Source organism: Flavobacterium melibiosi (genome assembly GCF_048158545.1).
Classification (GTDB): Bacteria; Bacteroidota; Bacteroidia; order Flavobacteriales; family Flavobacteriaceae; genus Flavobacterium; species Flavobacterium melibiosi.
Map to the genome: position 1 here is coordinate 281,945 of NZ_JBLNKU010000002.1, position 24,119 is coordinate 306,063.

The 24,119-nt window shown below is 34.6% G+C and carries 20 protein-coding genes; 7 read left to right on the plus strand and 13 right to left on the minus strand.

Annotation, left to right across the window (positions count from 1 at the left end):
* Nucleotides 1-174 precede the first annotated feature (174 nt).
* From ACM55F_RS03300 to ACM55F_RS03350, 11 genes are all read right to left on the minus strand, one after another.
* The gene (locus tag ACM55F_RS03300) at nt 175-273 is read right to left on the minus strand and encodes a hypothetical protein (RefSeq protein ID WP_416852277.1); all 99 of its coding nucleotides are present in this window, start codon (nt 271-273) and stop codon (nt 175-177) included.
* 130 nt (nt 274-403) lie between these two features.
* Nucleotides 404-1,093, minus strand: coding sequence for a hypothetical protein (locus ACM55F_RS03305; protein WP_416852278.1), 690 nt, complete (start codon nt 1,091-1,093; stop codon nt 404-406).
* Nucleotides 1,094-1,146: 53 nt separating this feature from the next.
* A complete protein-coding gene (locus ACM55F_RS03310) occupies nt 1,147-1,623 on the minus strand; it encodes a hypothetical protein (protein WP_416852279.1) in 477 nt (158 codons plus the stop codon).
* A 60-nt stretch (nt 1,624-1,683) separates the two neighbouring features.
* Nucleotides 1,684-3,048, minus strand: coding sequence for an MFS transporter (locus ACM55F_RS03315; RefSeq protein ID WP_416852280.1), 1,365 nt, complete (start codon nt 3,046-3,048; stop codon nt 1,684-1,686).
* A 1,150-nt stretch (nt 3,049-4,198) separates the two neighbouring features.
* The gene (locus tag ACM55F_RS03320; RefSeq protein ID WP_416852281.1) at nt 4,199-4,654 is read right to left on the minus strand and encodes a TerB family tellurite resistance protein; all 456 of its coding nucleotides are present in this window, start codon (nt 4,652-4,654) and stop codon (nt 4,199-4,201) included.
* A 157-nt stretch (nt 4,655-4,811) separates the two neighbouring features.
* Nucleotides 4,812-5,624, minus strand: coding sequence for an alpha/beta fold hydrolase (locus ACM55F_RS03325; RefSeq protein ID WP_416852282.1), 813 nt, complete (start codon nt 5,622-5,624; stop codon nt 4,812-4,814).
* Between the two features lie 309 nt (nt 5,625-5,933).
* Nucleotides 5,934-6,653: a hypothetical protein gene (locus ACM55F_RS03330; protein ID WP_416852283.1), complete on the minus strand. Its 720-nt coding sequence runs from the start codon at nt 6,651-6,653 to the stop codon at nt 5,934-5,936.
* A 258-nt stretch (nt 6,654-6,911) separates the two neighbouring features.
* On the minus strand, nt 6,912-7,907 hold the full coding sequence (locus ACM55F_RS03335) for a PorP/SprF family type IX secretion system membrane protein (protein ID WP_416852284.1): 996 nt from the start codon (nt 7,905-7,907) through the stop codon (nt 6,912-6,914).
* Nucleotides 7,908-7,917: 10 nt separating this feature from the next.
* Nucleotides 7,918-14,025, minus strand: a complete 6,108-nt coding sequence (locus ACM55F_RS03340; RefSeq protein ID WP_416852285.1) for a PKD domain-containing protein — start codon at nt 14,023-14,025, stop codon at nt 7,918-7,920.
* Between the two features lie 251 nt (nt 14,026-14,276).
* Nucleotides 14,277-15,857: an NADP-dependent glyceraldehyde-3-phosphate dehydrogenase gene (locus tag ACM55F_RS03345; protein WP_416852286.1), complete on the minus strand. Its 1,581-nt coding sequence runs from the start codon at nt 15,855-15,857 to the stop codon at nt 14,277-14,279.
* Between the two features lie 60 nt (nt 15,858-15,917).
* Nucleotides 15,918-16,229 (minus strand): rhodanese-like domain-containing protein, encoded by a 312-nt coding sequence (locus ACM55F_RS03350; protein ID WP_416852287.1) that lies wholly within the window; start codon nt 16,227-16,229, stop codon nt 15,918-15,920.
* A 284-nt stretch (nt 16,230-16,513) separates the two neighbouring features.
* Between ACM55F_RS03350 and ACM55F_RS03355 the strand changes: the two genes are divergently transcribed.
* Nucleotides 16,514-17,140 (plus strand): Crp/Fnr family transcriptional regulator, encoded by a 627-nt coding sequence (locus ACM55F_RS03355; protein WP_416852288.1) that lies wholly within the window; start codon nt 16,514-16,516, stop codon nt 17,138-17,140.
* A gap of 70 nt (nt 17,141-17,210) precedes the next feature.
* The gene (locus ACM55F_RS03360) at nt 17,211-17,999 is read left to right on the plus strand and encodes a sulfite exporter TauE/SafE family protein (RefSeq protein ID WP_416852289.1); all 789 of its coding nucleotides are present in this window, start codon (nt 17,211-17,213) and stop codon (nt 17,997-17,999) included.
* 311 nt (nt 18,000-18,310) lie between these two features.
* On the opposite strand, the gene cydB is transcribed toward ACM55F_RS03360, so the two are convergent.
* Complete coding sequence (cydB, locus tag ACM55F_RS03365) at nt 18,311-19,387, minus strand: cytochrome d ubiquinol oxidase subunit II (RefSeq protein WP_416852290.1); 1,077 nt, start codon at nt 19,385-19,387, stop codon at nt 18,311-18,313.
* 3 nt (nt 19,388-19,390) lie between these two features.
* Nucleotides 19,391-20,722, minus strand: coding sequence for a cytochrome ubiquinol oxidase subunit I (locus ACM55F_RS03370; RefSeq protein ID WP_416852291.1), 1,332 nt, complete (start codon nt 20,720-20,722; stop codon nt 19,391-19,393).
* A 231-nt stretch (nt 20,723-20,953) separates the two neighbouring features.
* On the opposite strand from ACM55F_RS03370, the gene ACM55F_RS03375 reads away from it, so the two are divergent.
* The 5 genes from ACM55F_RS03375 to trxA are packed head-to-tail and all read left to right on the plus strand — an operon-like array spanning nt 20,954 to nt 23,957.
* The gene (locus tag ACM55F_RS03375; protein WP_416852292.1) at nt 20,954-22,369 is read left to right on the plus strand and encodes an MBL fold metallo-hydrolase; all 1,416 of its coding nucleotides are present in this window, start codon (nt 20,954-20,956) and stop codon (nt 22,367-22,369) included.
* Between the two features lie 25 nt (nt 22,370-22,394).
* Nucleotides 22,395-22,601 (plus strand): YgaP family membrane protein, encoded by a 207-nt coding sequence (locus tag ACM55F_RS03380; RefSeq protein WP_416852293.1) that lies wholly within the window; start codon nt 22,395-22,397, stop codon nt 22,599-22,601.
* Nucleotides 22,598-23,425, plus strand: coding sequence for a methyltransferase domain-containing protein (locus tag ACM55F_RS03385; protein ID WP_416852294.1), 828 nt, complete (start codon nt 22,598-22,600; stop codon nt 23,423-23,425). Before ACM55F_RS03380 ends, ACM55F_RS03385 begins: the two co-directional genes overlap by 4 nt.
* Nucleotides 23,426-23,455: 30 nt before the next feature.
* Nucleotides 23,456-23,662 carry a hypothetical protein gene (locus tag ACM55F_RS03390; protein ID WP_416852295.1) on the plus strand — a complete coding sequence of 69 codons (207 nt, stop codon included), beginning with the start codon at nt 23,456-23,458 and terminating at the stop codon, nt 23,660-23,662.
* Entirely contained in the window at nt 23,655-23,957 is a 303-nt protein-coding gene (gene trxA / locus ACM55F_RS03395; RefSeq protein ID WP_416852296.1) for a thioredoxin, read from the plus strand. The genes ACM55F_RS03390 and trxA overlap by 8 nt, the downstream gene beginning before the upstream one ends.
* Nucleotides 23,958-24,119: the final 162 nt, after the last annotated feature.

The following is a 24,119-nucleotide window of genomic DNA, read 5'->3' on the forward strand; positions in this document are numbered from 1 at the left end:
TTTTTAAGCCTATCAAAGGTACTACAAACACAACTATATCGTTTGATTTCTATTTAACATTTTTTAGATAAAAGAAAAATACTTTGTGATATTCTAAGACAGATTCATTGTATTCAATTTTGAAAGTCGGTATAAAAATAGTGCCACAAAAACCAAAATATCAAATACTGTTGTTTAATTTCCGGCAAAGCCATATTTACACACAACGATCACCGAAAGTAATGGAGCTACAAGTACAATAAGTATTGCTAGCCATTTATTGGTTTCCTTCATATTTACAAAAAAACGCTAGTTAGAATTCGCTTTGAATTACCCCAAAATTAAAATTTAAGAACTGTGGCAAATACTACTTTCCAGGTTCCTATAAAATTCAGATTGCTCTTCCGCTGTTATCCGCATTCCCTCATTCGGCAGCTAAATATTCTGCTTCCAACCCAAATTTCAGATTTTTAATCGGCACTTCAATTCGTGGTGCCAATCGATAAATATAGTTAATGGTTCTGGTCGTTGTATTTCCTGATGCTGCTATGCCTCCAACAGCATTTGAAAATCCATAAGCCACTGCTTTTCCTGAAATCGGATTATTTGCACCATCATTTTGGCTAAAGCCAGCAAAGAATCCTGGAATTACTTTTTTAGTTTTCCCGGTTAAATCAATCCAGAAAGACTGTGTAGCCATAGTCGAATAGGTTTCTAAACCCAGACCTGAAGTGGGTGTATATCCTACATAACCTCCAAGCATTATGAATGAAGTGGCGTTTTCGCCATACATTGCTTCTGCTTTTATAGTCATTGGCTTCGTTTCAAAACGGCCATACGCCATAACGGAAACACTGTTGACTCTTTCATTAGAGAAATCGTTGGTCAATCCGGAACCTGTTTTAGGACGAATTTGCTCAAAGTGCCCTGCTAAACCTACGAGAGCATTTTTACTTTTATAATTTACCTGAACATGTCCCGAAGGAAGTGAACTGTTTCTGTATGGAGCCGTATTCGAAGTAAAATCCCTTTGTGAAACGGCAGCTATCATAAGATTAAAATTCGCATCTAACTTTTGGGTAAACCGAATCTGGGGATTTCTGTTGTATGGCATATATGGCGCACCTCCACTGAAATTAACTACTCCGGGAAATATTTCCGGAATGGTTAGCGGATGCCAAAATGACCTATTCCCAACTGGCTTTTTTTCCAGTCTAATGTAATATAGGCATGTCTCAAACGAAATTCGTTGATTCCTCCTTCGGCATTTCCAAAAAAATCACCTTCAAGGAATCCGACAGTTTTTGCGCCTAAAACATCGGGAGCGCCTACTCTTACTCCGGCTCTGGATAAAACGTTCAGCATTTGAAACTTAGAAGCGGAGTTTCTGTCTTTCCCATTGGCATCAAAATCAACATCTTTTCCCCAAAGCACCACTGCCGCTTCTCTTACATCAACAGTCTGACGGGAATCAAACACCGCATCATGTCGGATAAAACCAGAAAACTTAACATCCAAAAGCGGTTCCTTTTTCTCTGGTTTACTAGCTGCAATGCTATCCTTTTTTTTAATGATTTCCTGAGCATTAAGCAGTACTGTTGTCAATAACAAACCAGTGACTGCAACTATTTTTTTTAACTTCATTTCTTTATATTTTATTTTCAAAATCCTAAATTATGACGGATAAATACTTCTATTTTGGGTTTATTCGTCGGCTACAATAGGATCTAATTGAATCGTTTCTTCTTTATGAAACGCCACTTTATTGTCATGACTGTGTTTCACATTGATAAAACAAACGGCCAAAGCACCTATAGCTCCGGGAACAGCAAATGCAACAAAATTTAATTCAAAAGGTAATCCTAAACTCAATAAAGCACCTCCTAAAATTGGTCCTAAAATAGCACCTGTTCTACCTACTCCAGATGCCCAGCCAATACCGGAAGATCTAATGTTTATAGGATAAAATTGCGCTACATAAGCATAGCAAAGTATTTGGGTTCCAATAGTAGTTGCTCCTGCAATTGCGATTAAAATGTATAATACCAGCGTTGAATTTTTAAAACCAAGCAAGCTTAAAGAGATTGCAGCAACAGCAAAAAAGGAAATCAAAACGGTTTTTAAATTAAATTTATCACCAAGCCATCCACCACCTACAGCTCCTATCATCGCTCCAAAATTCAGTACTAATAAAAAGGTAAGACTGGATCCTAACTCATATCCTGCTTTGTTCATTAATTTTGGCAACCAAGAATTCAGACCGTAAACCATCAAAAGACAAGTAAAAAAAGCAATCCAAAACATGATCGTACTTGTTGTTCTGTTATGTTTAAAAAGTTGGGAAACACTCGCTCCGGCAGCTTTTACTTCTCCAGAATCCAAAACATCACCTGCGGCAGGAAGATACGTTGGCTCAATAAGCGAAAGTATTTTTTTGGCCTCGTCTGTTCTTTTTTGTTTTGCCAAAAAGCCTACAGAATCCGGTAAAAATTTAACAATCAAGGGCAATAAAAGTATTGGCAATAATCCAACATAAAAAACCGATTGCCATCCGAAATTTGGTATCAAAAAGATTCCTAATCCAGCCGAAAGCATTCCTCCTACTGAATAGCCACTAAACATGAGTGTTACCAGCGTACTTCTGATTTTCTTAGGTGAATATTCGGTCATTAAAGCCACAACATTGGGCATCACTCCCCCAATTCCTAATCCGGCAATGAAACGACAAATCCCAAATTGCAAAGGAGTTTCTACAAATCCATTTATAAAAGTGAATCCACTGAAAATGGACACACACATGATGATTGCTTTTTTTCGTCCAATACGATCGGAAAGTGTTCCAAATATCAATGCCCCAAACATCATCCCAAAGAGTGCGTAACTGCCCAAAGTTCCTGCTTCAAGGGGTGATAAATTCCACTTTTCCATAAGTAATGGTAACACTACGCCATAAATAACCAGGTCGTACCCATCAAAAATGATGATTAAGGAACACCAGAATATTACCGTCCAATGAAATCGGTTCAGCTTTGCGTTGTCTATCAAATTATGAATATCAATTTTTTGCATAATTTTTTGTTTTTTTAGTTAAAAATTTAATGGTTATTGGTTAATAGGTATTGCAGGCTGTTATATGGTTGAGCCCATTTTCTACAAATTTCTCCATATAGAAATCTGTATGTTTACTATGGTTTATATCAGGATTTATTTAGTCCATCCATTATATCTGATGCCTCATTTACTGATGCAGTTGCTTATTTTAAGAACAATCGAATTGGTATTCATCAAAAAATCATCAGTTAAACACTATCACTATTCATTAATACATTTGAACTATATCTAATTTATCAGTAATAAAAATCAATTAAAATTAAACAAACCATAATTATTAACCGTTTTTTATATCGATATGCAAATATTGAAATTATTCAAGATGAAAAATTGTTCTTTTAAATCAAAAACAGGACAAATCAAATGTTTCATCGCAATTGTGGTTAAAAAATGAATGCTTAAATCATTTTTCACCAATAACAAAAAGAGAACCTATAAAAACAGAATTAAAAAACAGAATTAAAAAATAGAAGTTTGTAAATCAGACATGTAAGTATAGTCTTAATCTTGAATTACAAGCATAAAAAAACCGCCTCGTTAAATAAACAAGACGGTTTTTATATGTTGCAGCCCTTGTGCTTTTAGTCAACAAGGATGATGAAAAACATTCGAAGTGATAAAATTATAACCCTTATTAATCCAAGTGATAAAATTTATTAATTAAATAATTCAAGATAAAATAAAGCAACGTGGCTATTACTGCAAAAGAAAGCATAAAACTAACCAGGTTCACAACAATATTAGGAATGAACTTCAATCTGGGATGCGTAAAATAGGGCTCCCGATGCAGTCTTTCATGAATATGTTCCTTTGCTATTTTAATTTTCTTTTTGATGATTGAATAATTTTTAAAGACAACGTTTATAAATTGTTGGTTCTGCCTTGTGGCTTCTTATTTTGAATATTCTAAATTACGTAATATTTTTAAGATAAATAGATTCTTAAAATTAAAAAAGAGTATTTCAATCCGAAATGCTCTTTTTAACCCTTTGGGTATAATTAATTTTTGATAATTATTTTACGTCAATTCGAATAATTTTCGAAGAAAATTGTATCGAGAATAAGTTAAGTCTATTTTAAACATAATCTTATGCTTGCAACAGCGTTTTTATATTCCTTTGATATTCCCTTTATTTTTCAAGAATATTACTTCTATAATTTTACTGGCCATTCCTGTATCTATTTGAAGTCGATTTGATAAAATTTCTATTACGTTTTTTTCTTCTTTCTCCAATGTGCCATCAGCAAGTAATACTTCCAATGCAAGAGCAAATACCGTTTCTCTATCTTCTTTTTTAATCAGTTCACAACAAGCCGAAATATATTTTAACTGCCCCAGTTCTGTTCTTAAATTAAATGATTTTGCATAAAGAGGGGCAAAATCGATTCCAATAAATTTCTCTTTAGAATGTAATAATCTTGATAATGTTGCTGTTTCGGAATCCGTAATTTGATGGTCAGCAGAAATACAAGAGTATAAAATTCCAACCCAAGCTTCAAATTCTGAGGTTACAGGATTTTCGGCAGCGTTATTTTTTTCTTCAAATTTTTCAGATAAGCTCATGGTTTATTTTTTTGTTTAAAGTTACTGCTAACCTTCCAAAACATTGCTCGGATTTGGGAATAAATTACCATTTGTTTGTTAAACAGTAATAATACATAACTAACTTTAAATTAAAAACTAATGCTCAAACTCTTTTAGCAGTTTTTGTATAATAGTATTATTCACCTTTTAAAAAGTCAATCGATATTTGGCTAATTATTTCAGGTTTGTCTCCAAACACTTCGTGTGAACAATTTGGAATTACACAAAATTGGCTATTTTTTATAGCATTATGAATCTCAATACCGTGTTCTAAAGTATACATATCATTGTCGCCATAAACCACTAAAGTTGGCGTCTTTATTGCTTCTAAATCAGTTTTTGGAAAATATTGTTCTTGAAACCACATTTGTCTAGCTTCATTAACATATCTTTTCCAATCTTTTGACGATAGTTTTTGATAATATTTTATCCAATGTAGCCAATTTTTTTCAATCCAATTTGTATCGGTCCAGTTTTTAGCCTCTTCTATATTTTTAAATCCTTCAATTTTATAATTGGCTCCTGAAATTATTAATTTTTTCACCTTTTCTGGTCTGTTTTTAGCGAGAATCAAACCAGTAATTGCGCCATCACTCCAACCAATAACATAAAGACTATCTAGTTTTAATTTATCAATGATTTCCGAGTTGTACTCTGCCAATAATTTATAACTTAATTGACTGTTTGAGTATTCGGAGCGACCAAGTCCAGGTGCATCAGAAATAATAACTTTATATTTTTTTGAAAGAATTGGAATAACTTTCTCAAAGTCGATAATACTTCCAAATCCCCCGTGTATTAACAATAGTGGAGTTTCTTTTCCGTACTCTTCATAATAAATTTTCGTTCCTTTAATTGTTAAGTATTTTCCATCATTTGAACCGTATTTTATTTGGGCAATTCCACTCAAAGAGAAAACCAACATAAAAAGCAATATTTTAAATTTCATATTTTATACATTTCGTTTTTTGCATACTGCAATACAACTAATTTATAACGCCATAAACCTCTCCAATCCATACTATTTCGGTAACTTAACAGTAATAAAATAGCGTTTTTATGCTTTCGCTAATTTATGCATAATTAACTACAAACTATCCTATCCCCACAAATCTAAAACATTGTTTATTCTTTACTTTACGGTTTCCCGTAAAGCAACTGTTTTATTCAAAAAATCTAACCTCAAACTAAACTCCACAAAAAACCGTCTCGTTTCTATAAACAAGACGGTTTCTTTATATGTTTTTAAACGTGTAGGCTAATCCACTATCTTATAAAAGAACATTTCTGGAGTGCCTTCTACACCTGCATCCATCATCAGTTTTTTCTTTGCTTCGGAGGTAATGTTTGTTTTTGCTTTTTTCATATCAGTAATGGCAAATACCAGCGTCACTATATTAGGATCGTCTATACTTCGAGCCAATCCTCTATCAATGAAACCTTCTTCCATTCTTTTAACTATTCCTTCAGCATCATATACTTTGAGCCAGGCATCAAAATCTTTTACATGGTGCTTTACCATTAATCGGTCTTTCTGATCAATTTCAGTAGGATCATTTCGTATTACATCATAATAGAAAAATTCAGGTTTACCGGTTACCCCTCCTTTTTTCATCGCATCTTTAAGATTAGGGAGTACACTAAACTCTTTTGCTTTCAGTACATCGCTAAATTTATTTATCACCACAATCATATTCGCATCATCAACTCCTCTTCCTATCATATAATGTGAAATACCATAAACCTTTCTTATAGAATCATGTGCATCATATTCCTTTCTCCATTTATCATAATCAGCCACCTTATGCTTAATTACAATTACTTTAAAAGGTTCAAATTCAGCAACAGCAGAAGTGGTATCCACAGCCTTAGCTTCTTCAGGTTCTGCTTTCTCAGTTTTATTGTCTTTACAGGATAAAAATGCAACGATAAAAACTAATATCAAAACTGGTTTCAAAAAAATTTTAATGTTTCTCATACTATTTTTTTTAAGTTATTTTTATTACGTAAATATAACAATAAATGCTGGTAATGAGATTATTACGTTTTTATTTATTTCAAAAATGAAATAATTAAGAAGATTATTTGATTATTTTTTTCCTTTTTGTTATCCAAAATTTCAAAAAAACATTCCTTTTCCAAAATAAAATCTATAAAAAACCGCCTCATTTATTGGAACGAGACGGTTTCATTTTTTTATAAAAAAATTCACAAAATAGAATCAGTAGAGATAGAATCAATAATAATTGGGACAACCGAAACATTTTACTTTCAAATCAAATTGATAGGTTACGGAGAGTTCATAAATCCCACCTGTCTGACCTATTTTTGACGTACTGAAATCATGGGAATAACCAAATTTAAAATGTTCATATTGCAATCCCCCAAAAGCATTTACCGAAGTCAAGAAATGACTGTTATCCGCTTTCTTACCTGGATTTGTAGCTGCACTAACGCCGAAGAAAAACTTTTTAAAAACAAGCCCTGTTCCTAAATCAAATCGGCTGTATTCTCCTTGATGCATATAATTAGACGTTAAAAGCATTTTGGTTTCATAAGGAAAATAGGTAATGTCAATATAATCTCCCAGTAGGAATTCATATCCTGCATTGGCAGAAAAAAACATTCCTAACGGCACATTTCCGGTGTTTGAAAATGAGATGTTAGGTTTATTGATGTGTTTTAGAGAAAGTCCGAACCAAGCATTTTCATTATTAAGTAACATTCCTGCTGAAAAATCAAAGAAGGTTACTTTATCATTTAACAAAAGGGGATCCACACTTGAGGTATTTATGGTTCCTTGTCCAATATTGATTTGGTCTTCTAAAACAATATTCTGAAAACCATAGGATTTGTTTCCAAAACCCATTTCGATTGCAGGTCTAAAAAACCAATCGTCATTTAATTGAACCCGATATGCGTAATTTAAATTAACTTGGGTGAAATTATAATTCGTGAATTTTTCTCTATGATTCAAAACGCTTACTCCTATTCCGCTGTTCGCATTTTCTAACCATGTATTGATGAATCCAAAATCTGAATCAACTCTAAAATTCAAATCGGGCCATTGCGTTCTGTGTAATATTCCGGCATTGGTCGTTTCCAGAAATCCTGTAAATCCAGGATTCAACGTTTCGGGAACCATGAAATACTGTGTAAAAATGGGATCTTGCGCCTTAACTGTTAATGAAAAACCGAACAAAATTATTAATGCTGCTATTTTTATTTTCATTTTGCTATTCTTATTTTATTAATGTAAAAGGACCGTTTTCATTTACTATTGTCCCGTAAAAAGTGGTCGCCTTTACTTTGTAATAATAATTCCCATTTTCCGATTCCTTCTCCTTTACTCTTCCATCCCATCCGTGCAACGTCTCGCCAGTTTCAGAATATATCAATTCTCCCCAAGTATCATACACATCGAGTTGAAGTGATTTAAATCCAACAAAAACCGGTTTAAAAGTTTCATTAATTCCATCTCCATTGGGAGTGAACCCATTTGGGATTACCATTTTATACCCTTTGTCAATAAGCAATGTTACAATAAGAGTATAAATACATCCAAAAGGATAGGTAACGGTTTGTGTCACTACATAACTTCCCTCTTTGACGAAAATATGAGTTGGATTTTCTTCACTGGAAACACTTCCGTCACCAAAATCCCAAGCAGTACTGCTATAATCTGCCGTAGATGTATTGCTGAATTGTATGGGATCACTAATTGAAAAAGTACCAAATGTAGCATACGAATATGAACTGGTTGTGAAGGAAGGTGTTCCTAATTTTGGAATAGCCACATTGAACGTATAATTTGCAGTACAACCCAAATTATCTGTAACACCTAGAACGACAGTTCCGTTTTGATTGGTGTCCATCATTTCATTATTGACTCCGCTTACCGTTCCGCTCGACCAAGTCAATTGATATGGAGGTACTCCGCCCGAAACTTGCGCCACAAAAGTTTGTTTCACATATTTAGTTTCACAGTTAAAATCGGTTTTTGTTTCCACTCCAATTACTATTGGTGGTTGTCTGTTGATAACGTATTGAGCAGTTTTTGAACAGCCCCTACTGTCAGTGACTGTAACCAAATAATTTCCTGCTGGAATGTTGTTTAAATCTTCGCTTGTTGCTCCATTTGACCAAGCATAAGTAAATGGAGTTGATCCTCCGGCAACCAGCAAATTGATAGCACCACTATTTGCATCATCACAGTCGAATGCATGGGTGACATTTGCTGAAAGTATTAGTTTTTGAGGCTCTTGTATTATAAATGTTCTGAAAATAGTACAAGGCTTACTATCAACAATAATAACAGTATAGGAACCTGGACCTAGATTATTTCTAGTCAAACCTGCCGTACTTCCATCGCTCCATACGAGTGTTAGTGGAGTAATTCCTCCTACTAAATTTAAATTTATACTACCATCATTCATTCCAAAACAAGAAATTTGTTTCACTACTGGATTGATAGTAAAAATTGGTGCTTCGGGTATGTTAACATTTAGTATATTAACACAATTCAAAGCATCCGTAACTGTAATCAGATAATTTCCAGCCGAAAGGTTGTCTTGAAATAATCCGCTTGCTAAAGTACTCCATACGATTTTATAAGGTGCAATTCCACCAGTTATTGAAAGGGTTATCGAGGCATCATTTCCTCCATAACAAATAATTGGAGTTGTTACTGCCTTTATTATAATTTCTGAAGATTGTTTTACAAGAACCGATAGCTTTTTGGCACAGCCTGAATTATCCGTTACAGTCAAGTCGTACGTTCCAGCGAAAATAGCACTTAAATTTTTATTGGAACTTGTAAATCCGTTTGGTCCCGTCCAAGCATAATTATAATCAAAAACGCTAGGGGAAATCTGGATTGGCGTTCCTCCCACTACATTAATATCGATAGCTCCAGTTGCAGTTCCAAAACATAAAACATTGGTCTGACTAATTAAATTTAAAACTAAAATAGGCGGCTCAGTAATTGTGAAAGTAGCTATTACTGGGCCGCAATTATTACTATCCGAAACCGAAACAGCATAGACGCCTGGACTTAAATTCAATAAATCTTCAGTGTTTGCAAAGGGTAAATTATCCTTAGTCCAAGTATATTTATAATTTAAAGTACCCCCGGTTATTGTAATTGCTATCGCTCCATTGGCATTACCAAAACAGGTAATATTTTTTTCTAAATCGGTAGTAATAACGATGGCATCAGGTTCTGTAATTTTATAAGTTTTTGAAAATGGACAACCTCCATTATCTAAAACAGAAAGTGTATAATCTCCTGCTGACAGGTTAGAAATATTTGTTGCACTAGATGTAAATCCGTTTGGTCCCATCCATGAAACTACGTATGGTGCGCCAGTACTAAAAGGAATTCCTCCCGTTAAATTGGTTTGTATTGAACCATTATTAATGCCAAAACAAGTACTATTTGTGATGATACTATTTGGACTTATAGATGGATTGACAGTTACAACAATTGTAAAATTAGTTCCAACGCAAGTGCCTGAAGTTGAAATAACGGTATAAGTAACAGTTGCCGGACTAGTTGTTGTATTAATTAACGTTTGGCTAATATTATTTTGAGGAATCGTTACCGAAAAAGCGCCATTAACAGCATTTGAAGGATTAATTACAGGCGTTGTCCAAGTGTAAGTGGTTCCAACCGGCACAATATCACCACTAGAATTATCTGGTATAATCGTAAAAGCTGTACCGCTGCATAGTACTGCACTTTTATTTGCAATTACAGGATTTTGATTGATTTTAACCTCAGCAATCGCGGATGTTAAAACAGAACATCCTCCAGAATACAACGTGATAATACAATAATAATACCTTGTTCCAACTGCTATAGCGGGTGGATTGAAACTATCATTTGTCGCTCCTAAAATTGAAGTACTTCCTACGATAGAGTTAGTTGCATTAGAATACCATTGGTATTGCGGCGTACCAACTCCATTACTGTAAGCTACTTTTAAAAGTGTTGGTGTTCCTCCTAAACATAACGTACTTGAGGAGGGTTGCAAAGTAATTGTGGACGCAAGATTTATAATTACGGTAGCTACATTACTTTTGGTATTACAGCCCATGCCACTTTGTGAAATTTCACAGTAATAATAAATTGTTCCTATTGCTGTTGTAGGCGGCGTAAAAGTAGCATTTGTTGCTCCAAGTATCGAATTTCCACCAGAATTTGAATTTGTAGCATTCGAAAACCATTGGTAAGATACAGTCCCAACACTAGCATCTCCAGAGGCAGTTACAGATAAATCTGTTGGAGCAACATTTTGACATAAAGTTTGCGTTGACAATGGTTGTGAAGTAACAATTGGGTCCGCAACAACTTTAACTTCTGCAGGATTACTTGTTATTGGACCGCATCCGCTTCCTGATAATGTTATAACTGCATAGTAATAGTTTACTCCTGCAACGGGGAAAACCGGTGGAGTATAACTTGAATTAGTGGCACTCGAAATGAGGGTTCCACCACTATTTGTATTGGTTGTGTTTGAAAACCATTGGTAACTCGGAATTCCTGTTCCACCAGAATAACTTACTATTACTGGAGGGCTTATCGTACTTCCAACACAAAGATTTTGTGATGCTGTTGGCTGTAACGTAATTGTTGCACCAGCTGTAATAGTAATATTTGCAATAGCTGAAGTTATACTAGAGCAACCTCCAGAACCACCCAATGTAATAATACAATAATAATAAATTGTTCCAATTGTTGTACTTGGTGGCGCATAAGTAGCATTTGTTTCTCCAGATAGTGGCGTTCCAGTAGTTGTATTACTGGTATTTGAATACCATTGGTATGTTGATGTTCCCGTTGAAGTATTTAAAACAACAGTCAATACATTAAGTGTTCCATTTTGGCAAATCGTATTTGAAGCGGGCTGGGTTGTAATATTAGGTGCGGGGTTTACTGTAACAACATAATTTACAACTGCTCCTGAACATCCATTTAATATGGGAGTAATGCCATAAGTGACTGTTCCTACTGCAGTATTTGTTGTTGAAATGGTTTGTACAGGAATTGTATTCGTTGTCCCTGAAGCCGTAAAACCGGTGATTCCTGAAGTTGCTGTTGCCGTCCAAGAAAAAGTAGTTCCAACAGTATCAGCCGTTAAGTTTACTAAAGTCGTTTGCGAACCGGAACAAATAGTTTCGGTTAAGGATGTATTTGTTAAAGTTGGTGTTGTACTGACCGAAAATGTTTTGATGGCTGTTGCAGAAATACCACATTCATTGGTTACGGTTAATGAAACCGTATAATTTCCCGACGTATTATAAGTAATTGTTCCCGGAATAGCAGTCGTTACAGTTGCTGGAGTACCGCCAGGAAAACTCCAAGCATAGGTTAATACACTAGAAACAGGTGCGCACCCTTGTACTACAGCCGTTGGTGAAATAGCTGCTGTCCCACAAGCATTTGGAATAGTATTTATAGTGACTGTTGGAGGCTTTTTTACAGTTACTGTTTGCGAAGGTGATGTAACGGTACCACAAGAATTAGTCGTAGACAGCGTTATATTGTATGTTCCCGGCGTTACAAAATTAAAAGAAGGACTGGCTGAAGTTGCTGTTCCGCTTGTATAACTCCAAACCGCTGGACTAATTCCGCAAAAACCACCAGCATAAGTAACATTCCATTGATAAGTTGGCGTGGCACAAGAACCAAGATTAGTGGTGTTGTTTGTAGTCACTGTAAGAGGAGTACAACCCGAAGCAGTATTAAGCGTAAATTGCGAAACTAGTGGAGGTTCTATGCAGATTTGTTGGGTTTTTGTTGCAGTTCCACATCCGTTTTGGGCATTTAGGGTAACTGTATATGTTCCTGCGTTAGAATAGGTATGGTTAATGTTTTGGGGAGCTGATAGCGGAGTTGTGACAATAGGCGAGCCATCTCCGAAATCCCAGGTGTAAATCGAACCTTGAACACAATTTTGACCATAACCTGAAACTGTTGTGTTGGTAAATAGAATACTGTTATTTACGCATCCATTGGCAGGCACCGTGAAATTTGTCGTTGGTTTTGTTAATATGGATATGTTTCCTAATGATAGTGGTGTCATTCCACAGGCATTGGTTATTTCTAATTTTACTTCAAAACTGGGTGCTGGACAACTACTTGTGGTGTAAGTATGTGGAATAGGATAGTTGGCAGAATTTAAGGGACTCGATGAATTATAATAAGTAGAGCTGTTTAATTGATTTTGGGTTAAAATGACTATTGGAGAACCATCATTATAATTTATTTTATAGGTTGTGTCAAGTGAATTAGCTCCCCAATTCGAGATGGAAAATTGTAGATTGGCTGTTGGAGCACATAAATTTTGAGTCGATCCGGGACTATTTAAACCTCCAAGTGGATTGGAAACATTTTTGACAATATAGGTTTTAGAATTAACGCAACCATTGGTTCCATTGGCAGTAATGGTCATGGAATATGCTCCAATAGTAGAATAAGTATGGGAAATAGGAAATGAAATATTAGCTTGTGTGCTTCCATCCCCCCAATCTATGGAAAAGGAAGAAATACAAGTGGAAGTTGAAGAGTTTCCAACCTTAATCGAGTACACGGAATTGGAGGATGCATTGGCACAGTTATTAAATGGATTGAGTGGATCAAATGGATTATCAACATCTATAAAATTAATATCAGGTTTTTGTTTTACAGTGATGGTCTTTGTTTTAGTTACTGCACAGCCACCACCTGTTACGGTTAAAGTAACATTGAATGTTGCAGTACCACATCCTAATGAAGTAAAAGAATGATTAGGATTTTGTTGCGTTGAGGTTGTACCATCTCCAAAATCCCACGCATAAGTATAAGTTGCTGTACCTGTTGTGGAAGAAGAAAATTGAAGTGCTGTTCCCGAACAAGAATTGTCATTGGTAAACGTAAAATCTACAACTGGCAAAGCATTAACCTTTATCGTTACTGCAGCCGATTGCATTTGAGTTGCATTAGTGGAGTCCTTGACACTTACCAGTGTATATACAAAACTTCCTAAAGTAGAAGTAGGCACATTCAATGTTAAAATATCCCCTGTTGATTGAGAAGTAGTTATATTAGGTCCACCATTTATTGTATAGGTGAAAGTATAAGGAGCACTCCCTCCTATTCCTGTAAAAGTTATTACCGGTTGGGTTCCATTAGTACAAACTGAAGTTGCATTCGTGGTTATTGTTGCAGTTGGCAATACTAAATTATTAACCTCTCTCTCTATGATTATTTTATCGATACCTACATGTAGATAATTGCTTTTAGCATTTAAATTATTACCTGAAATTATCAAGACAAAAAGGAAAATAATTTTGTAAAGGTGTTTCATAATTGCATATTAAATTAGTCAACGATTACTATCATTGCTATCTGGTAAAAATAAAATTTTAACAAATATAATGTAATGTTTTTCCTTTATGTTGCGGTTTCCCGTAAAGCTGTGTTATTTTTATCATTATTTTAAAAAACACAACTTCATATTTAATTCCCTGAAAATAAAACCAGAATTCAATATCCAAATCCCATAAAAAAAGCCGTCTCGCAAAAAACGAGACGGCTTCAATTGTAATTATTTTATACTTACAAAATGTAATCCGTATTAATAAAATTAGACTCTTTGCTGTTTAACAACTCTTGTAAAATAGCATTGTTATATTCATTGTCTTTAGATGCCACAAAGGTTCTGATAGAGAACGAACGCAACGCATCGTGAATACTCAACGTTCCTACAGCTGAATCTTTTCTTCCTGTAAAAGGGAAAACATCCGGTCCTCTTTGGCAAGAACTATTTAAGTTTACTCTACAAACTAAATTCACCAAGGTATCGATAAGTGGTGCAATTGTTTTGATGTCTTTTCCAAACAAACTTACTTGTTGCCCGTAATTAGACTCAGCCATATCATTCAATGGTTCTTGAATGTCTTTGAAAGAAATAATAGGCACAACTGGACCAAACTGCTCTTCATGATACACTCGCATTTCCTTGTTTATAGGAAATAAAACCGCCGGGTATATATAATTATCGGTTTGCTCTCCTCCTTTTGCATTAATAATTTTTGCTCCTTTAGTGGTAGCATCATCTATTAATTCCTGGATATAAGCCGGTTTTTCTTTTTCTGGTAAAGGAGTAAGAAATACTGATTTGTCCCATGGATTTCCAAAAGTTAATGCATCCACTTTGGCTGCAAATCGTATGTTGAATTCGTCCGCTATTGATTCATGCACATATAATACCTTCAAAGCAGTACAACGTTGTCCGTTGAAAGATAAAGATCCAGCAATACATTCTTGGATAGCCAAATCTAAATCGGCATCCGGAAGGATTATCGCAGGATTTTTTGCTTCTAATCCTAATACCAAACGCAATCTGTTTTTGTTTGGATGTTGGTCTTGCAAAGCAATCGCTGATTTACTGTTCCCTATCAAAGCCAAAATATCAACTTTTCCAGATTTCATTATAGGAGAAGCCACTTCACGTCCTCTTCCGTACACAATATTGATTGCTCCTTTTGGGAAACTGCTTCTAAAAGCTTCTAACAAGGGAGAAAGTAATAAAACACCGTGTTTTGCCGGTTTGAAAATTACAGGATTCCCCATAATTAGTGCCGGAATAAGCAACGAAAAAGTTTCATTCAATGGATAGTTATAAGGTCCTAGACACAATACAACACCTAGCGGTCCTCTACGAACCATGGCATTTATTCCTTGAACTTTAGAAAAATGAGCACTACGACTGTTTAATTCTTTTAAGCTGTCAATTGTATCATAAATGTACTCTACGGTTCTGTCAAATTCTTTTTCAGAATCACCCAATGATTTTCCAATTTCCCACATCAAAAGTTTCACAACTTCTGCTCGAGTCGTTTTCATTTGAGCAACAAAATTTTCCATGCATTTGATACGATCCACCACTTTCATTGTAGGCCATAAACCTTGTCCGTTATTGTATGCTGCAGATGCAGCTTCAACAGCTTCTAAAGCTTCTGCTTCTCCCATAAACGGAATAGATCCCAGTATAGTGGGTTCGTATTTTTCAGTAGATGAAATAGTAGAGAAGACTGGTGTAGTTTGCCCTGTCCATTTCTTTAGTTCTCCATTAATTAAATAAGTATCTTGATTAAGTAATGTGTTAATTTGAAATTCTTCTGGTATTAAACTCATTATAGGTAGGTTATATTTTAATTAAAATTTTATAATAAAGACGCATTTGCCTCTTTAGTTTTATGGGGCAACAACTTCTCCATCCCACTCTATAATTCCTCCGAGCAAGTTATAGGTATTTTCAAAACCCAGTTCGTTCATGATTTCACAAGCTTTTGCACTTCTCATTCCGGAACGGCAATACACATAATAATTTTTATTTTTGTCTAAAGCCTCTATTTCATCTATAAAACCCTGTCCCTTGTGAATATCAATAAGTATGGCATTAGCTATAATTCCATCATTCGTTTCGTCTTCGGTTCTCACGTCAAGTATTACTGCATTTTCATCAGCTTCAAATTGAGAAATCCAATCTTCTTGTGTTAAATTCATAGTATCTTTTTTTGTAAAAATACAAAGATTTTACCGAACAATAAACCCTCCATTTGTTAATTCGATAATATTCTGAAGAAAACGTTTTCGCAAAACATTAATTATCAATAAACTATGAATTAGTCGTTTATTTTTGCGAAAAATAGTCTAGTAAATCCATCGGAAATGCATAAAGCACATTATTCAACGATTAAGGTAGTCATCTGTTCTTTTAGTAAAAAAAGGACACTATTCTTTTGAGTTTTTTAGACTACTTTTACATAACAACAAACACAAAAATCAAAATGCTTGATCCTATAAAGAAAATATTTCCTTCATTTTCTAATGAATTAGTCAAAGATATTGAAGCCAATGCCTCTTTCCAATCATTCAAAGCTGGTGATATCATAATGAGAACGGGACAGTATATAAAAAATACCGTTTTGGTCATCAGTGGTAAAATTAAAATTTACCGCGAAGATGAAAATGGCGGTGAATTTTTCATGTATTATTTACAACCCGGTCAGGCCTGTGCCATTTCTATGATTTGTGCTACAAAAAACGAAAAAAGCCAAATTATGGCCAAAGTTGTTGAAGATGTAGAATTGATAATGATTCCTTTACCTTTAATGGATAAATGGATGATGCAACACAGGAGTTGGTATGAATTTGTAATTGGTTCCTATCGCAGCCGATTCGAAGAAGTACTGGAAGTGATTGACAGCATTGCATTTCGAGCTATGGATGAACGGTTAGAATTTTATCTAAAACGTCATGCAGATGCTTGCGGCTGCAAAGAATTGAAACTATCCCACCAGGAAATTGCATCTGAGTTAAATACGTCAAGGGAAGTTATTTCCCGTTTACTAAAAAAAATGGAACAACGCAAATTAGTGACTTTACATCGCAACAATATTGAACTTTTAAAGTAATGTAGGCTCCGTTGGTATATAATATTGTTTGTGAAAAATTCCGGATAGCCTTGTATTAAAAAAAATTCAAATGGAATATTTAGGCTATTTAGCTTCAATCATCATAGGACTTTCATTGGGTTTAATAGGAGGTGGAGGATCTATTCTAACTATCCCAATTTTAGTTTACTTATTTAAAATAGATCCCGAATTAGCTACAAGTTATTCCTTATTTATAGTGGGAATCACCTCTTTATTTGGATGTATCAGCCATTATAAAATGGGTAATCTTAAAATTAAATCAGCACTATACTTCGCTATTCCTTCGGTTTTTTCAATACTCATAATTCGGGAAGTTATTTTTCCAAAAATCGCAACAACACTATTCTCCATTGCTTCGTATCAAGTATCGAAAAGCTTTCTGATTATGATTGTTTTTTCAGTACTCATGATCGCAGCAGCTATATCCATGATACGCAAAACAAAAATAGTAACGAATCCCCCAAAAACAAACTACACGCAATTAGGAATAATTGGATTAATAGTTGGAATTGTAACTGGATTTTTAGGTGCTGGTGGCGGATTCTTAATCATACCAGCCTTATTATTTTTTGCTAATTTGCCAATGAAACAAGCCATTGGTACCTCTTTACTCATTATTTTCATCAACTCTTCTATTGGTTTTGGTGGCGATTTATATATTGGCACACCTATAAACTATCCTCTTTTAATGGGAATTTCAAGCATCGCGTTTATCGGAATGATTATTGGAACCAAGCTTTCGAAAAAAATTGATGGCGCTAAACTAAAACCAATCTTTGGTTGGTTTGTATTAGTCATGGGAATTTACATCATCATAAAGGAAATTTTCTTTCATTAAAAACAAAATAGTCATCCGTAATCTTGCCTAAAACTATTTTAGAAACGAATTCAAAGACTAAACAGAAGTATTTCAATCTGCAAGTTCTTCCTATAATTTTCACGCAGAACTCGCAGATTTTAGCAGAAAAAAAGTTTTTACTATTTTAAATTGTCTAAAATTAGACCATAAAAATCTGCCAAATCTGCGTGCCATTTCTATAGTAATCATTTCAAATTTGTCACTAAAAAAATGATTCTTATTCCAGTATTTTAAAAACAAAAAAATATCCCGAGTTGGAATACTTTTTATTTTTTAATTTGAATATAATGCTAATGCTCCCCATACCCAATATCGTCCATTTTACCGCTAAAAACTTTGTACTGAATTATGAAGTAAGCAATAACTAATGCTAAAGCAATAACAAACCAATACACTCCTACTGACAAACCATATTCTCCAGCAGCAGTATTATAAATAGTTAATGACGGATTCACTGCATTGGTCGAAGGCAAGACATTTGGAAAAATAGAAGCCGTTGTTGAAGCAAATCCACCTACAAGAAACATACTCGAAAATAAGAAACCAAGCCCGTCTTTTTGAAATCTTTTTACTTTAAACAACCCGAAAATTCCAATAAATGCAATCAATGGTAATATCCAAAGAAATGGATTTTCAACAAAGTTGTGAAAGGGTTTTGGTTCAATTCTGTGCCAAATTAATAATGAAATAATTACCAATCCCAGTAACACAAAATTGAGTTTAAAAACCACCTCTTTTAATTTTGCATTCAAAGAAGAGTTTGTTTTATAAATAATCCAATTGGCTCCATGAATCGTCAAGGTAACCACACTGACAACTCCTAAAAACAAGGTAAACCAATCTATAATGCCCAATTGATCTGCTTGTGGGCTAAAAGTTGGATTCCACAAAGGCAAGAAAAAATAATGTCCTTCCTGAGTTGAAACACCATTCTCAACCATTCCCAAATTTACACCACGAACAATATTTCCTAAAGCCACTCCAAAAAATAAGGCCAATAATAAACTCGCTATCCCGAAAGCTTTATCCCAAATTACTTCCCACATAGGATGATGAATTTGACCACGTAATTCCAAACCAACCGCCCTAAAAATGAGCAACCATAAAATCATCATTAAAGGCAAATAAAATCCACTGAATGAAGATGCATATAAAGTAGGAAAGGCAAAAAACAGAACACCTCCTGCCGCAATCAGCCATACTTCATTGGCATCCCAAAAAGGACCAATTGCGCTAGTTATCGCTTTTTTATCTTTCTCTGTTTTGGCAAAAAATAAATGAATAATTCCTGCTCCAAAATCATAACCATCCAGTACAATGTAAACGGCCAAAATTCCCATTAAAACTACATACCAAAAGAATTCCATAATTTATATATTTTCTGTTTGAGGTCCTTTATTAATAATTTTCCCTACTAAGAGTAAAAACAACATTCCTAATAAGAGATACAATCCTATAAATCCAAGTAAAGTAAATAAGGTATTACCGGATGAAACTGTTGGAGAAGCACCTTCGGCAGTGCGCAATAAATTATATACCAACCAAGGTTGTCTTCCTAATTCAGCGGTGTACCATCCCGTAGTATTCGCGATATATGGAAATGGAAGCATAAAAAGCAACGACCATAAAATCCATTTGGTTTCGAATAATTTCTTTCTAATGAGCTGAAAAACCGCAAAAGCCATTAATCCGATGAAAACCGTTCCGAGTCCAACCATGATATGATACGCGTAATATAATCCTGAAATATTGGTGGGATGATTTTCCTCTTTAAATTGATCTAAGCCTTTAATTTCTTCATGCCAGTTGCCATAGGTTAAAAAACTCAAAATATTAGGTACGGCTATTTTATTGTCCAATTTTTTATCTTTCACATCAGGCTGACCAATTAAAACAATTTCAGAACCTTTCTTTTCGGTATGAAAAATGCCTTCCATAGCCGCAAAAGTTACCGGCTGGTATTTCACCACGTTTTTGGCTAACAAATCTCCGGTAGGAACGGCGACGATAAGGCTTGAAACCAATCCGAAAATCACTCCCGTTTTTACAAATAATTTCCCAAAAGCCACATTCTTTTTACTCAAAATATAAAAGGCGCCAATCCCTGCCACAACAAAAGAACTCGTTACTAAAGATGCCGCTTGATTGTGTAAATAAGACGGCCACAACCAAGGATTAGTGAATAAGGCTGAAAAGTTATTCAATACAAATTTACCATTAGCCAAAATTTCATAACCCACCGGATATTGCATCCAGGAATGCGTTGCAATTATTAAAAATCCGCTGGCCCAAGAACCTATAAAAATGAGTAATCCGGTGACAAAATGCCATTTGTGTCCGATTAATTTTTCTCCAAATAAAAACAAACCTAAAAAGGAGGATTCCAAAAAGAAAGAAAACATACCTTCCATAGCTAAAGTTTGCCCGATGATACCTCCAGTCAATTCAGAAAATTTGGCCCAATTGGTTCCAAACTGAAACTCCATTGGAATTCCCGTTACCACGCCCATCGCAAAATTGAGCGCAAAAATTTTCATCCAAAACTTAGTTGCCTGATTGTACTGCTCGTTTTGGGTACGTAAAAACTTCCATTTAAAATAAATAATGATTAGGGAAAGTCCCATAGTCAATTGAGGAAACAAGTAGTGAAAGGTAATCGTAAATGCAAATTGCATTCGGTCGTAAAAAAGCATTTCTTCCATTCAAATATATTTTATCAGAGGTTTTGCAAATTTACCCATTATAAGTAACATTTCTTTTACAGAAACCAACTTTATTGGTTGGTATTTGTTAGAATTTAAATAAAAACACTAGGAATCATACTAGTGCTTTTTTTATGAAAAATTAAAAAACTTGTGTGATATTAATCACCATCTATTTTAAAAACATAGATTATCTTTGTACTACAATATCATTCAAAAACTCTGATTATCATGCAAATAGAACAAATTTATACCGGATGTTTAGCACAAGGTGCTTACTATATTACCTCAAATGGCGAAGCGGCGATTATAGACCCGCTGCGTGAAATACAACCTTATTTAGACCGATTAGAACGCGATCAGGTAAAACTGAAATACATTTTTGAAACCCATTTTCATGCTGACTTTGTTTCTGGACATGTCGATTTAAGTAAAGAAACCGGTGCTCCAATTGTGTATGGTCCAAATGCAACATGTGAATTCGAATGTGTATCTGCCTTTGATAGTCAGGAATTTGCCATTGGAAACATAAAAATAAAAGTATTGCATACTCCTGGACATACTATGGAAAGCAGCACTTTTTTATTAATAGATGAAAACGGTAAAGATCATGCTATTTTCTCTGGAGACACACTATTTATTGGTGACGTGGGAAGACCGGATTTGGCACAAAAAGCAGCACATATGACTCAGGAACAATTAGCTGCCACATTGTATCATTCCTTAAGGGATAAAGTGATGACTCTAGCTGATGATGTTATCGTATATCCGGCTCATGGTGCAGGAAGTGCTTGCGGTAAAAACATGAGTAAAGAAACGGTATCTACCATTGGCGACCAAAAAGCAACGAATTATGCTTTGAGAGCCAATATGACGGAAGCCGAATTTGTAAAAGAAGTAACCGAAGGTTTATTACCGCCCCCTGCCTATTTTGGGATGAATGTGGCCATGAATAAAAAAGGCTATGAAAGTTTTGAAAATGTGTTACACTTAGGAATGCGCGCTTTATCGGTAATCGAATTTGAAGCAGCTGCCGAAGAAACTGGAGCACTAATTTTGGACACCCGAAAAAATACTGATTTTGCCAAAGGATTCATTCCTCAATCTGTAAATATTGGAATTGATGGCGATTTTGCTCCTTGGGTGGGTGCTTTAATTGCCGATGTGAAACAACCAATCCTAATCGTTTCTGAAGTTGGACAAGAAGAAGAAACCGTTACGCGATTGAGTCGTGTGGGGTTTGATAATTTAATCGGTCATCTGGATGGCGGTTTTGATGCTTGGGCAAAAGCAGGAAAAGAAATTGACACCGTAAATAGAATCACTGCTGAACAATTTTCCAAAGAAGTGAAAATTGGCGAAAGCAAAGTAATTGATGTACGTAAAGAAAGTGAATATTGTGCCGAACATGTTGAGGAAGCGTTTAGCAAGCCATTAGCATCTATCAATGATTGGATCAAAGACATTAATCCAAAAGAACATTTTTATTTGCATTGTGCCGGTGGATACCGCAGTATGATTGCCGCTTCCATTTTAGAAGCACGTGGTTTTAGAAATTTCACCGAAATAGAAGGCGGTTTTAATGCTATTGCAAAAACAAATTTACCTAAAACAGATTTCGTTTGCCAAAGTAAAGTTTTGAAATAATTGATAACCAAAAAAAATTTATACAATGAAAAAAAACATGGGTTCAACAGACAAAATTATTCGTATCGCTATAGCAGTGATTATAGCTGTACTGTATTTTACCAATACAATTAGTGGTACTCTTGCTCTGATTTTAGGAGCATTTGCAGTTATTTTTATAATTACCAGTTTTATTAGTTTTTGCCCATTGTATTTACCTTTTGGGATTTCTACCAAAAAAAACATAGAATGAAAGAAATACAATGTTGTGCTGTTTCTTGTGAAAAACCGCTTGACGCAGCGTATTGGGAAGCGCAATATAAAGCCAAAACCACCGGTTGGGATTTAGGTAAAGTATCACCTCCCATACAAACGTATGTAGACACAATAAGTAACAAAAACAGTAGTATTTTGATTCCTGGTTGTGGAAACAGCTATGAAGCTGAATATCTTTTGGAACACGGTTTCACGAACATTACTGTTATTGATATTGCACCAACACCAGTTGCAGTTTTAAAAGAAAAGTTCAAAAATAATCCTAATATCAAAATTATATTAGGTGATTTCTTTGAACATCAGGGAAAATATGATTTGATTATTGAACAGACTTTTTTCTGTGCTTTGCCTCCTACCATGCGTCAAAAATACGTTTGGAAAATGCATCAACTTTTAGCTGATGAAGGAAAACTGGCAGGATTATTATTTAATAGAACATTTGAAGTAAGTCCTCCTTTTGGCGGAAGCAAAGAAGAATACGAGATGCTTTTTGCAATAGCTTTTGACTTTTTAAAAATGGATTTATGTCCAAATTCGATTGCACCAAGAGCTAATTCGGAATTGTTTTTCGAATTAAAAAAGAACAATCAAGTTGATGTTAATCTTTATGAATTTAGCGGTATTACTTCCAGTGATTGCATAGAATCTGTTACAAAAAAGTTTGCAGCAATAGATGGAATATTAAATGTGAGTATCAGTAGCAATTTTGCCGAAGTGCTAATTGTCAGTAAAAATGAAATTGCAATTGAAGCGCTTCAAAATGCAATTTCTCATGATAAAAAGTTTAAAATAAAAAAATAAGTTAGTAACAACGTTTTACTTTTTTTAAAAATGAAAGAATTATTATTTACAAATTGGCATCTTATGCGTTGGATTCGTCTGGCGTTTGCCCTATTTTTATTTGCTCAAGCCTATATATTAAGAGAATGGATGTTTATCGCCTTCGGGTTATTTTTCCTCATTCAAGTGCTTTTTAATTTAGGTTGCGGTTCTAATGGTTGTACTATTCCAAACAATAAATACAATAAAGATGAGTAATTTCGATACTATTATCAAATCAGACAAACCAGTTTTAATAGACTTTTTTGCAACATGGTGTGGACCATGCAAAATGCTAAGCCCAATTTTGAGAGAAGTAAAAGACAGTTTGGGAGACCGTGTTTCTATCATCAAAATTGATGTAGACAAAAACCAACAAATAGCGTCTCAATACCAAGTACGAGGTGTTCCTACAATGATTTTATTTCAAAATGGCAAGCAATTATGGAGACAATCCGGCGTATTGACTAAAGAAGAAATAATTAAAACTATTATAGAAAAAAGTAATGCGTAACTAGAGAAGCGGCACCATCACAGGATTAGGAATAGTTGCTAGGGCCCTGGTCTGTTCTCTCTATTCTTTTTATGTAGACTGTGCTTAAGGAACGTGTGTCATAACTTCTAAGGTATTAAATTCAATAGTATATTAGAGTTTAACAGGCAGTTTAGCAGCCAA